General features: G+C 38.5%; 10 protein-coding genes. 3 read left to right on the top strand and 7 right to left on the bottom strand.

Annotated features, from left to right (window positions below; translation table 11 throughout):
* Positions 1-7: 7 nt before the first annotated feature.
* Positions 8-922 carry a thioredoxin-disulfide reductase gene (trxB, locus tag IEV09_RS00520; protein ID WP_188366309.1) on the bottom strand — a complete coding sequence of 305 codons (915 nt, stop codon included), beginning with the start codon at positions 920-922 and terminating at the stop codon, positions 8-10.
* A 175-nt stretch (positions 923-1,097) separates the two neighbouring features.
* On the opposite strand from trxB, the gene IEV09_RS00515 reads away from it, so the two are divergent.
* Together IEV09_RS00515 and IEV09_RS00510 are read left to right on the top strand one after the other, a co-directional pair.
* A complete protein-coding gene (locus IEV09_RS00515; RefSeq protein ID WP_188366308.1) occupies positions 1,098-2,477 on the top strand; it encodes an MATE family efflux transporter in 1,380 nt (459 codons plus the stop codon).
* Positions 2,478-2,568: 91 nt separating this feature from the next.
* Positions 2,569-3,051 carry a glutathione peroxidase gene (locus tag IEV09_RS00510; RefSeq protein ID WP_188366307.1) on the top strand — a complete coding sequence of 161 codons (483 nt, stop codon included), beginning with the start codon at positions 2,569-2,571 and terminating at the stop codon, positions 3,049-3,051.
* Positions 3,052-3,142: 91 nt separating this feature from the next.
* Here IEV09_RS00510 and IEV09_RS00505 read toward each other — a convergent pair whose 3' ends face one another.
* The 6 genes from IEV09_RS00505 to tyrS all read right to left on the bottom strand — a co-directional run bounded on the left by IEV09_RS00505 (position 3,143) and on the right by tyrS (position 10,335).
* Positions 3,143-4,927 (bottom strand): ABC transporter ATP-binding protein, encoded by a 1,785-nt coding sequence (locus IEV09_RS00505; protein WP_188366741.1) that lies wholly within the window; start codon positions 4,925-4,927, stop codon positions 3,143-3,145.
* A complete protein-coding gene (locus tag IEV09_RS00500) occupies positions 4,924-6,675 on the bottom strand; it encodes an ABC transporter ATP-binding protein (RefSeq protein ID WP_188366306.1) in 1,752 nt (583 codons plus the stop codon). The genes IEV09_RS00505 and IEV09_RS00500 overlap by 4 nt, the downstream gene beginning before the upstream one ends.
* A gap of 82 nt (positions 6,676-6,757) precedes the next feature.
* The gene (locus IEV09_RS00495) at positions 6,758-6,973 is read right to left on the bottom strand and encodes a YneF family protein (protein WP_188366305.1); all 216 of its coding nucleotides are present in this window, start codon (positions 6,971-6,973) and stop codon (positions 6,758-6,760) included.
* Positions 6,974-7,107: 134 nt separating this feature from the next.
* Positions 7,108-8,001, bottom strand: a complete 894-nt coding sequence (locus tag IEV09_RS00490) for a deoxyribonuclease IV (RefSeq protein ID WP_188366304.1) — start codon at positions 7,999-8,001, stop codon at positions 7,108-7,110.
* 77 nt (positions 8,002-8,078) lie between these two features.
* Positions 8,079-8,984: an AEC family transporter gene (locus IEV09_RS00485; RefSeq protein WP_188366303.1), complete on the bottom strand. Its 906-nt coding sequence runs from the start codon at positions 8,982-8,984 to the stop codon at positions 8,079-8,081.
* A gap of 88 nt (positions 8,985-9,072) precedes the next feature.
* Positions 9,073-10,335: a tyrosine--tRNA ligase gene (gene tyrS, locus IEV09_RS00480; protein ID WP_188366302.1), complete on the bottom strand. Its 1,263-nt coding sequence runs from the start codon at positions 10,333-10,335 to the stop codon at positions 9,073-9,075.
* A 155-nt stretch (positions 10,336-10,490) separates the two neighbouring features.
* Between tyrS and IEV09_RS00475 the strand changes: the two genes are divergently transcribed.
* Positions 10,491-12,929, top strand: coding sequence for a transglycosylase domain-containing protein (locus tag IEV09_RS00475; protein WP_229731633.1), 2,439 nt, complete (start codon positions 10,491-10,493; stop codon positions 12,927-12,929).
* Positions 12,930-13,183: the final 254 nt, after the last annotated feature.

The raw sequence follows: 13,183 nt of genomic DNA, 5'->3' as shown, positions 1-13,183 counted from the left end.
AATGACTTTATTTTTGTTCTTCTATATAAGCAAATGCTTGTTGTCCAGCGATACTGCCATCGCCGACTGCCGTAGTAATTTGACGCAAAGTCTTATCACGTACGTCTCCAACTGCATAAACGCCCGGAATCGCTGTACGCATCTCATCGTCGGTGACAACCCAACCGTCTTCATTTGTAATGCCGTTGCCTTTGAATGCTTCAGTTAAAGGATCTAAACCAACATAGATAAAGATTCCTCCAGCTTTTTCTTCATGAACAGCTTCTGTTTTAACGTTACGAATAATCGCGCCAGTCATCATCATATTATCGCCAACAATTTCTTCGACTACCGAATCCCAGATGAATGAAATTTTAGGGTTCGCAAAAGCACGATCTTGGATAACTTTTTGCGCACGTAATTCATCACGACGGTGCACAATCACGACTTCCTCGGCAAATTGTGTTAAGAAGATAGCCTCTTCAACAGCCGAATCCCCACCACCAATGACTAATAATTTACGGTTACGGAAAAATGCACCATCACAAACAGCACAGTAGGAAACCCCGCGGCCTGCAAATTCGTGTTCACCTTTAACACCTAGTTGACGGTGCTCACAACCGGTTGCAATAATAACTGTTTTGGCTTTGAACGTCTCACTGTCCGTCGAAACCTCTTTATAATCGCCTTGATCTTTTAGGCTTTGAACAATTCCGTAGGCGTGTTGCGTCCCGAATTTTTCTAACGGCGCATACATCTTCTCGGCTAAATCTGGACCCATAATTCGATCAAATCCTGGATAGTTTTCAACCTCTGCTGTATTATTTAGTTGCCCACCTGGTGCACCTCTTTCCAATAATAATACGGATAAATTTGAACGTGAAGCATAAAGCGCTGCGGTCATTCCAGCAGGACCTGCTCCAATTACAATTACATCTAACATAACAAATGACTTCCTTTCCATCATCTAACTACTCTACAATTTATGCCATTCCTAATCATCTGTCTAATATTCTGCTTAGGATTGTTTTGCCGTTCAAAAGTGCTTGACTTTTTGAATGAATCTTGTAGAATTGCCAAGACATTACAAATAATAACTATAAGAGAGGGCGTTCGTTTTGGCAAGCAAAAAAATACTTACGATTTCGGATCGTGAGTTAATCTTTCTAAGTTGGCCGATTTTCGTAGAACTGTTTTTACGAGTTGTAATCGGTAACATCAACGTTTGGATGATTTCACACTACTCCGAACCGGCCGTGGCTTCAGTTGGGGCCGCCAATCAATTATTAAACTTAATGGTCTTTGTCTACGGTTTTATCACCATCGGTACCCAAATTATTATCGCCCAGTACATCGGCGCAAAACGACAACATGAAATTAAAAATGTAATTAACACTGCTTTGTTTGGCTCACTTGCAATTGGTCTTATCATTAGTTTATTCTTTTTATTTTTCTCTGAATACTTATTAGCATTTATGAATTTAGATGCCGAGCTCATCGCTATCGGGAAGAACTACTTACAAATTTTTGGTGGTAGTCTAATTATTTCCGCATTGACGGCGGTTATCATCGCGATTTTACGGACCCACGGCCATACCGCTCCTGCTTTGCTAGTACCGATGTCCGCCAGTATTTTATCTGTCGTTGGTAACTATTTTGTCTTATATCAACCTTTTGGATTACCAAGTTTTGGTGTTACAGGACTCGCTTACTCCAGTGTTTTTGGTAATTGTATTGGCCTAATTATTTCGATTTTCTTGTTAAAACGCTACATTGGCTTCTCTGTATTATCTTTACGTATCAAAAAAATATCTCTACCTATTTTAAAGGCTATTTTAACTTATGGCTTACCATCATCTGGTGAATCCTTGTCTTATCAAGGTGCCCAAGTTGTCGTGACGATGATCGTTGCCTCACTTGGATCCAGTGTTTTAATTGCTAAATCGTATATTAGTGCCATTACCCAATTTGTTTACTTAATTGCTTCCGCGATTAGCCAAGGCAATCAAATCATGATTGGCCGAAATGTCGGAGCTGGTGAATTTGATCGTGCCTCCAATCGTGGCATGCGAACAACGATTATTGGTGTCAGCGTCACATTATTTATTTGTATTATAACCTTTATTTTTATTGAACCAATCATGGGTATTTTCACTTCAAATAGCGACGTGATTAAAATTGCTCGCGAAGTCTTCTTAGTTGAAATTGTTCTAGAAACAATGCGCGCCATTAACATGATTCTAGTTGGTTCCTTAAATGCCAGTGGTGACGTCAAGTTCCCTCTCTTCTGTAGTATTCTCGTTTTATGGGTGATTAGTTTACCCTTCTCGTATTCTCTAGCGATTTGGGCTGGGATGGGGTTAGTTGGTGTTTGGATTGCCTACGCAATTGACGAAGCCTTACGAGCCTACTTGATGATTCGGCGTTGGCGTTCAGGTATCTGGAAAAGTAAAGCCGTTATTCATCAATCCGCAACACTTGAAGAAACCCCTGCTTGATAAAAATGACTTGGTTCAATCGAGCCAAGTCGTTTTTTTGTTAACTTTTTTAATTATTGCGTATACTTAGACAAAAGGAGCTGAATTAAACATGTCAATTTATCCATTCAATGCTACACTTGAAAATGGTCAAACCTATCCATTAGATAACTATCGGGGAAAGGTCATCATTATCGTCAATACCGCAACTAAATGTGGTCTAACACCACAATTTGAAGAGCTTGAAGCTATTTACGAAGCGTACAAAGAACAAGGTTTAATCATTTTAGGCTTTCCTTCCAACCAATTCAAACAAGAACTTGCCACCGGGACCGAAGCTGCCGAAGCTTGTCGCTTAACTTACGGCGTGACTTTCCCAATGCATGAGTTAACAGTTGTTAATGGTGAAGAGGCTGATCCTTTGTATAAATACTTAAAAAAACAAGCACCCGGTTTTTTAAATGATGAAATAAAATGGAATTTCACGAAATTTATCATTGATCAAGAAGGCCAAGTCGTCGCGCGTTTTGCACCAAAAGATGAACCAAACAAAATGTTACCAACCATTAAAGATTTGTTAGCTAAAAATCAATAATTAAAGCTGCCCCTCTTTACTAAATAAAACAGGCACGTTACGAAGGTGAAAAACTCACCCGTGTAACGTGCCTGTTTGAATTTCCTGTAATTTAGACTTCACTACTTTGCAATTTATACATCGCAGCATATAAACCATCAACTTGAAGCAACTCATCATGTGTCCCTTTTTCAACAATGTTTCCTTTGTCTAAAACTAAAATCGTATTCGCATCACGAATCGTTGATAATCGATGAGCAATAGCAATTGTTGTTCGACCTTGACGCATATTGGCTAGGCCTAATTGAATCAGACTTTCGGTTTCAGTATCAATATTCGCTGTCGCTTCATCCAAGACTAAGATTTTCGGATTGGTTACCATCGTACGAGCAAATGAAATTAATTGACGTTGCCCACTTGAATAGCTCGCCCCACGCTCAATAACCTTCGCATGGTATGTTCCTGGTAGACTTTCAATAAAACGATCGGCTTGAACAAATTTGGCTGCCTCAACGACCGCTTCATCACTAATCTCTTTATTCAATAAACGAATGTTATCCGCAATATTGCCATAAAACATAAAAGCGTCTTGTAAAACAAGTCCCATTTTTTGACGTAGCTCTTCCAATGAGAAGTCACGAATATCTTGATCATCAATTAAAATTTGACCTTGACCAAATTCATAAAAACGCATCAAGACATTGATAATGGAACTCTTACCACTTCCGGTATGCCCGACTAAAGCGACCGTTTCACCTGGGTTCGCAACAAAGGAAATGTTGTTTAAGACGTTGTTTTTACCATCATATGAAAACGTCACATTACGAAACTCAATTTTTCCTTGTACAATTTCAGCATTCGCTCCTGGGTTTTGCTGTGGTGTGTATTCTGTTTCGTCAATAATTCTTAGCACGCGGCTTCCTGCGACCACACCATCGGTAAAGGTACTCAAGAAATCCATCATTTGTGTCATAGGGTTAAAGAACGCTTGAACATATGTGGCAAAAGCGTAGATTAAACCAACTTCAATCGGTGACTTTAATGCGTTAAACCCAAAAGCAGTCAAAGCAAAACCTAAAGCAAACGTATAAAGCAGACTAATGATTGGCCCTAAAAGCAAAGAGTTCATCTTAATCATCGCATAACGCGTAGCTAAATATTCATCATTCGTCGCTTCAAACTCTTTAACAAACCGTTTTTCTTGACGAAATTGTTGAATAATTTGCATCCCTGAAATCGATTCATTCAATTTTGTATTTAACTGACTCAGCTTTTCACGCATTTGACGATAAACACGCGAACTAAATTGTTGGTAATACCAAATGACAAATCCTAAAATCGGTAAGAAAAATAAAATACCTAACGCAATTTTTGAGTTGATTTGAAACATCGCCAGAAAGGATGAAATAACCGCGAAAATACCTGTTAAGACGGTTAAAAAGACGTGCCAAAACTCAAACAATGTCTCTGTGTCATTGGACACACGCGAAACAATCGATCCGGCTGGCGTTTGATCAAAATAACGCATCCCTAATGTATGGAGCTTTTCAAACAGTTTGACACGAATGTTTTGATAACTGCGTAACGATGCCGAAGAATATAAGTACCATTGGAAAAACCAAATCACGGCTTTTAAAATTGTCCCTAACAAATACAACATGGCAAAGAATAAAATTATTTGAACCGTCGCCGTTTGATTCGTCAAGTAGCGATCGATTAATGTTTGTAAAATTCGAGGTAGGAATGCATTGATTGTCGCTAACGCCATCGCAAACAAAATCGCAATGATAAACGTCTTTTTAAAAGGCTTTGCATAGACAAATAAGCGTTTAATGACTTTCAACTGCTCTTTAAAAGGCATCGATTTTGACCATTCAGATTGTTGTTTTTGCATTATTCGTCCCCTCCTTCAATCGCTGCTTCTAACTGTTGTTTCTCCCACATTTTTTGATACCAACCGTTTGAATTGATTAACTGTTCATGTGTGCCACGTTCAATAATTTTCCCTTCATCCAAGACTAAGATTTCTTGAGCATGCATCACGCTACTTAGGCGGTGAGCAGCAATAATCGTTGTTTTGTTTTGACGGCTAACTTTAAGACTCGATAAAATACCTTCTTCCGTTTTCGCATCTACCGCGGATAAGGCATCATCTAGAATCAATAACTCTGGTTCAGTAATTAGGGCTCTAGCAATCGAAATCCGTTGTTTTTGCCCGCCAGATAACGAAACCCCTCGTTCACCAACCATTGTTTCATAACCTTCAGGGAATTGTTCAATATCTTGATGGATTGCAGCCAATGTAGCCGCTTCTTCGACTTTTTCTTGTGGCAATATTGGATTAGCGAAACGAATGTTATCCGCAATATTCATTGAAAACAAGAAATGATCTTGAGGGACATAACCAATCGATTGTAGCAAAGCGTCTAGTGTATAATCTTTGATATCATCTTGATCGAATGTAATTTTCCCGTCGTAGTGATCGTATTCACGCATCAGTAATTTCAGTAAAGTCGTTTTTCCAGAACCCGTTTTACCGACAATTCCTAAAACATTGCCTTCATCAATCGTGACATGGATTCCTTCCAAAGCTGGCACTTGGGCGTTTGGGTAAGTAAACTTCTCAAGCGCTACCTGAATCGCTCCGTGAGCCGGTGTTTTACGTGCGTTAAAAGCTTCCTCAATATGTGTTTTTTCTCGTAATAAATTTGAAACACGGTCATAACTAGCATTCCCACGTTCTAAGACGTTAAATAAGCGGCCAATAGCGAACATCGGCCAAACAAGCATGCCAATGTAACTGACAAATGTCACTAGCTGTCCAATGGTTACAACATCTTTCATAATAAATTGACCACCAATGATCATCGTTAAAACATAAGATAAACCAATGATTATCGTGATTGTTGGATCAAAGAGCGCTTCTAAAAAGTTCACGCGACCATTTTTTTGAATGGCTTGATCCACTTCTGTTTTAAATTCAGCAATGTCTTCTTTTTCTTGTCCAAATGTTTTAATCACTTTCATGCCGGTGATGCTTTCTTGTGCTTTATCATTAATATCTGAAAAAGCAGCTTGCGAACTTCTAAAAGCATCATGTAGTTTCGATCCTAAGACACGCGACGCAACGGCTAACAACGGTAATGGGATGAGTGCGATTAACGTTAGACGCCAATCGACGAAAATAATCATCGCTAAAATGGTCATCCCCCCTGTAATCATCGAGTCGGCAAACGTTAATATTCCAGCTCCTGCTACATTTTGAATCGCAGTTAAATCATTTGTCGCATGTGCCATCAAATCGCCCGTGCGAAACTTTTGGTAAAACAAATGATCCATTTGAGTGAAGTGGTGAAACAGTTGGCGACGTAAACTACGTTCTAACCGAGCAGCACTCCCCCAAATATTTGTACGCCAAATAAAACGAAACGTATACTGCGTAATGGCGGATAATAATAGTAAGCCTACCCACAATAAGATTGATCTTAAATCAATGCGGTCTTCTGCAATTTTATCAATAATAATTCCAATGACTTTTGGAGGTACGAGTTGCACGATTGCCACAATGACTAGTGAAATAATTCCAATAATATAATGTTTCTTTTCTTCTTTAAAAAACCAACCTAATTTCCTAAAAATCGACATTTTTCTCCTCCAAACTTTTTAACGAGCGTGCTTCATTGCACCAAAAAACGGGCTCTAAAAAACGCCCGTTCACTTTAATTCTTTAGTTTTGATTTTTCATTTGTTGCAACATTTGACGAATTTTTTTCTCAGATGGTTTTTGACCCATTGACATCATCATTGTGCGTAACATATCTTCATTGATTGGTGGGTTTTTCTTTAAATAATCTTGCATATATTTACGTGCTAAGAAGAATCCTCCAATCGCACCTAATACTGCACCGATTGCAAGAAATAAAATAGCTAATCCTACGTTCATAGTAACACTCCTTCCTTAAAGGTTCCCTCAAGGAAACATTTTACTAGATATCAAATCAAAAGAAAAGTCCTTACTGAGACTTTTCCAAAAGAAACGCTATTTATTGACTTGTTTCATGGTACTTCTTGTACTGATTACCCTTGCGCTTCAATTTTTTCGAGTAAATCCCCGTCAAAAGTACCACTTTGTAGCATCGCAATTTCAAACTTATACGGTGCTTTTTTGTTCTTTTTGTCTTCACCAACATACGGTGTTTCCAAAATTTTAGGAATTGTAACGAGTTGTGGGTGATGAACAATTTTATTTAAGGCATCAAAACCAATTTCACCAAAACCAATGTTGGCGTGGCGGTCTTTTTTCGCACCTTGTATATTTTTTGAATCATTCACATGAACGACTTTCAATCGATCCAAGCCAATAACTTTATCGAATTCATTTAAGATACCATCAAAGTCTTCACGAACATTGTAACCCGCATCATGAATATGACACGTATCTAGTGTGACAGATAATTTATCATTTAAGGTTACCCCTTCGATAATCTGTGCCAATTCTTCAAACGAGCGACCGATTTCAGTCCCTTTGCCAGCCATTGTTTCTAGCGCAATTTGTGGAATTTGATCTGCCGTCAACACTTCATTTAAGCCTTTAATAATTTGTGCAATCGCAGCATCTGCGCCCGCACCAACGTGAGCACCTGGATGCATCGTAATTTGCGTCGCTCCTAGTGCTTGAGCACGCATAATTTCTTCTCTTAAAAACTGTGTTGCAAAACCAAAATTTTCTGGCTTAACAGTGTTACCTAAATTGATAATATAAGGGGCATGTACAACCATATTACTCATGCCATGCTCTTTCATAAATGCCATTCCAGCTTCTATATTCATCTCTTCAATTGCTTTGCGACGTGTATTTTGCGGAGCGCCCGTATAAATCATAAAAGTCGTTGCCTGATAACTCGCCGCTTCTTCAGCCGCGCCAAGTAACATTTTTTTCCCACTCATGGAAACGTGTGATCCAATTAACATCTTTTTTCCCCCTCTAGTAATCCTCTAATTGAGTATGAGGGATTGCCCTCAAAATAACAATTCTTTTGCTTATTTGATTAATGAAAAATGAGTAAAACAAGAGTCATCAAAGGTAAACTGATTAAAAAACTAATCGATGCCGCAAACCCTAGCACTTCTTCTTTGACTCCCGAAACGACCGCCAACATAATACTAAATAACGGAATTGGCGTTAAAGCTAATAAACAGAGCATCGATTTCGTTAAGTTATCCAATGGTGAAAGCGTAATAATCGCAATCATAATTGCGCCTAAGCCATAGCGTAAGATTAAGACTTCAAAAACTTCCTTAATGGAATCTTTTGGCAAACGAAATTCTAAATACAAGCCAATCATAAACATTGATAAGAATACGTTTGAAGCGGCCACTGGCTGCGTTAAGGTTAACACAAATTCTGGAATTGACCATTCGAAATAACGTAAAAAAAACATAATCAAATAAATCATGAAAGGAACCGATTTCGCTAGTTGTACAAGACTATTTTTTAGATGAATTTTCTTTGAATCGCCAGTTATTCGATCGACAATAATTTTATTCGCACCTGATAACAATAAATTATTTCCCACATCAAACATGGAGACTAGTGGGATACCTAGTGGTGCGACACTCTGAACAAACGGCAATGTGAAATTACCGATATTAAAACCCGAAGTACCAAATAAAAACAAGACTTTTGATGTGCGTTCCCGATGACGTGTATAAAAATAAGCAATGGTTAACTGCAAAGAAAACCATAATACACCGGCTAAAATAAATAATAACAAACCCTTTTCAATCGATAACGTCGCAAAGTTTACAATAATGACTGCTGGTAATGTAATATTCATAATCACACGGGCAATCATTGTCCCGTCTGACTTGGTTAATATTCCGACTCGTTTCATAATAAATCCTAAAAAAATCATAAAAAACAAACTAACTGACTGCCAAATAATTGCTGACATCCGCAATCCCCCTTCTTTTTCTTCCCTAAATAAAAGTGAGGCAATGCCTTAATGACAATGCCTCACCCCTTTTACAACGACTTTTTAATTAAAATTGTAACAAGTGGTATTTTTTCTTCCCGCGACGAATGACTGTTGAATGGCCGTCAATTTTATCGACATCACTGATTTCGTAAGTTAAATCTTGTACACGCTCACCATTAATGTAGATTGCACCATTTTGGATATCTTCCCGTGCTTGACGTTTTGACTTCACAACTTCGGCACTAATTAATAGGTCGACTAAATTCAACGCATCTTCTGCTTGAACGTGATAAGTCGGCACACCTTTAAAGCCTTGTTTAATTTCTTCGCCAGATAAACCTTTGATTTCTCCGCTAAATAACGCTTCTGAAATACGTAACGCTTGGTCATATGCTTGGCTACCATGAACCAATGTCGTCACTTCTTGTGCTAATGTTTTTTGTGCTACTCGTTTTTCCGGTGCATTGACAAATTCTTCTTCAATTGCTGCAATTTCTTCTAACGATAAGAAAGTGAAATATTTCAAGAATTTGATAACATCGCGATCATCGGTATTAATCCAGAATTGGTAGAATTCATAAGGCGTTGTCTTTGTTGCATCCAACCAAACCGCGTTGCCTTCTGTTTTACCAAATTTTGTGCCGTCAGCTTTTGTAATTAATGGCATCGTCAAACCAAAACCTTGGACTTCTTTTTCACGACGTAACAATTCAATACCTGAAGTAATATTGCCCCATTGGTCGCTTCCGCCAAGTTGTAATAAACAACCATGTGCTTCATATAATTTTAAGAAATCGTACGCTTGTAATAATTGGTAAGCAAATTCCGTGTACGAAATGCCTGACTCAATCCGACGCTTCACACTTTCTTTACTCATCATATAATTAATCGTAAAGTTTTTACCGACATCACGTAAAAAATCAATTAATAACGTGCTACCCAACCAATCATAGTTATTCGCAATAATCGCTGGATTTTGTGCATCATCAAAATCAATAAAACGTGACAATTGATTTTTAATGCTCTCTGACCAATTTTGAACCGTATCAAGCGTGTTTAATTGACGCTCCTGATCTTTAAAAGACGGATCCCCGATCATTCCAGTTCCACCACCAACTAAGGCAATTGGCACATGGCCATTTTTTTGAAAGCGACGTAACATAAGTACGGGTAATAAATGTCCAATATGTAAGCTGTCTGCTGTTGGGTCAAAACCAACATATAGTTTCACTGACTCGTCATTTAATTGTTTCTCTAGTGCGACTTCATCTGTCGTTTGATGAATCAGTCCACGATCTTTTAATTCTTGAAAAAAACCTGGTTTCATTTTTTTTCCTCCCAACAATTGATGTTCATTGATAATAGTAACTGAAAATTCCTTGAAAGAAAAGGTCATTTCGCAAATTTTGCACAATTATATCTATTCGTTTTATTTTTTGATATAATCGTATAGATACAAATTTTAAAATTGAGGTGACAAATTTGCCCAAATCGACAAAAAAAATAAAAAATTTCCCTGGATGGTTTTACTTAAACGTTGGATTACGTGTCGGCTATTCCGTTCTCTTAGTCGGTATTTCCCTCCTACTATTTGCAGGTGCTCTAGGTGCAGGTATCGGAATTGGATACTTTACTTATCTTGTTGAAGACATTCAGATGCCTAATAAAAAACAATTTCAACAAGAGCTCGGTGATTTAACTCAAACATCAAAAATCGTTTACGCCGATAACAGTTTAATTTCAACCATTCAATCTGACTTATTACGCACCAACATTAAGCATGAAGAGATTTCACCATTAATCACAACAGCCATTGTTGCGACTGAAGACGAGTATTTCTATGAGCATAATGGGATTGTGCCAAAAGCGGTCTTACGAGCACTCATTTCAGAAGTAACTGGTCTGGGAAGCAGTGGTGGTTCGACATTAACGCAACAGCTCGTTAAACAACAAATTTTATCTAATGAAACAACCTTCGATCGAAAAGCCAATGAGTTATTACTGGCAACTGAAATCGAAAAATATTTTTCTAAAGAAGAAATTATTACGATGTACCTAAACGTCTCCCCTTTCGGTCGCAACAATCGTGGCCAAAACATTGCGGGAGTCAAGGAAGCAACCTTAGGCATTTTTGGCGTGCAACCAGACAAAGTCAATTTGCCACAAGCTGCCTTTATCGCCGGTCTGCCACAAAGTCCGATTGTCTATAGCCCTTATACAAATACGGGTGCATTAAAAGAAGCAGAAGATTTAACATATGGCTTACAAAGAAAAGACTTTATTTTATTTAGTATGTATCGTAATCACGATATCTCTAAACAAGAATATGAAGAGGCCTTAGCCTATGATTTAGTGGCGGACTTTAAAAAGCAAGAGTCTGCCAACAAGAATACCCAAGATTACTTGTATCAAGCCGTCATGGCTGAAGCCGCAAAAATTGTTGCCAAAAAATTAGCCACGGAAGATAAAGTTTCCGATGAAGAGTTTGTCGAAGAAGAGACGAACGCACTTTATATGGACAAAGCCTATACGAAGCTAGCCAATGGTGGCTACACCGTTAAATCAACGATTGATAAAACGATCTATCAAGCAATGCAACAAGCCGTTGCCAACTACGGCTCTTATTTAGACAATTGGTCTGGAGCCAGAATCGAAGTTGGGAATGTATTAATGGAAAATAAAACAGGTAAAGTCTTAGGTTTTGTTGGTGGACGCGAGTATAAAAACAACCCTTACAACCACGCCTTTAGCTCGCATCGTCAAGCAGGATCTGCTATTAAACCTTTCCTTGTTTTTGCACCCGCAATCGATCAAGGAATTATTGGTTCTGAGACGCGTATTTCTGATTATCCTACAAATTGGAGTAATGGCGAAGATGCTGGAAAACCAATTGTCAATGCGATTAACTCTGGATCAAAAACATTCCGAACTGTTCGTGAGTCATTGGATCAGTCAGACAATATTCCGGCCTATCATATTTATCAAGCGCTCTTAAATCATATGGGCTCGCCAACTGCTGTCTATGATCAATATTTGTCTAAAATGAATTTTCCTGATGTTCCAACTTGGCAATATGAATCGGCGCCACTTGGTGTTCCTGAAGTCACAACATTGGAACAAACAAACGCTTTTCAAACTATTGCCAACGATGGTATTTACCAAGAAGGCTATGTTGTAGATGCGATTATTGATTCGGAGGGCAACGCTTATTATCAACATGAAGCAAACCCTACTCAAGTCTTCTCCAAGGCGACCGCTTCAATCACAACCGATTTGTTACGTACCGCTTTGAATCGTGGTCTAACCACCAATTTTACTAGTCAACTAAGCAATCTCGATTGGAACTTAGGTAACTTAGATTGGATCGGTAAAACAGGAACAACCGATTATAACGTCGATTCTTGGCTCGTGGCTTCTACCCCAACTATCACGTTAAGTAGTTGGTCTGGTCGCGAAGATAGCAAACCGTCTGATGAAGGTGCCGGACAACGTACAGCAACTTACATGGCTTACTTAGCGAATGCCATTTATCAAGCGAAGCCCGATGTTATGGGTGCTGGCCAAACATTCAAACTCGATCCTAGTGTCCGCCAAGAGACCGTTTCTAAATTTACTGGTGTCAAACCGGGTGGTACAATGACAATTGATAATATTACCTTCAACACACCAACTGAAACTGTAACCTCTTATTGGGCAAAAAATGGTCCAGCAGATTTAAGTTTCCGCTTTGGAATTGGTGGTACAGATGCCAACTATGCCGATTATTGGCGTAAAGTGGTACCAAAACCTAAACCCAAAAAAGAACCTGCTAAAAAAGAAGAGAAAAAAGACGAGAAGAAAAACGAAGATAAAGAAGAAAAAACAGAAGAAAAACCTGCTGAAAACAAAGAGGACGCAGAAAAAGAAACACCCGAAAATTAAATATATTAAAGAAGACCTCTAGAGAAAATCACTCCGGAGGTCTTCTTTATTTGCCTGTCCGCTCGAATCTCTAGACTTCTAGCAAGAACGTAGTGAGTGATTGATTTACATGCTCTCTCTTTCTTCTATAAGGCGATTACGATAGTGACCTTTGTTCATTTTTAGTCAACCAACACTATTTGACGAACAATAAAAAAAGGGTCTGCGACATCAGTCACGGACCCTTTTTGTTATACGAATAATTAATCGATGAA

This window comes from Enterococcus alcedinis (assembly GCF_014635985.1).
Classification (GTDB): domain Bacteria; phylum Bacillota; class Bacilli; order Lactobacillales; family Enterococcaceae; genus Enterococcus_I; species Enterococcus_I alcedinis.
The sequence above is the reverse complement of the archived record's forward strand: the minus strand, read 5'-3'. Positions and strand labels throughout refer to the sequence as shown.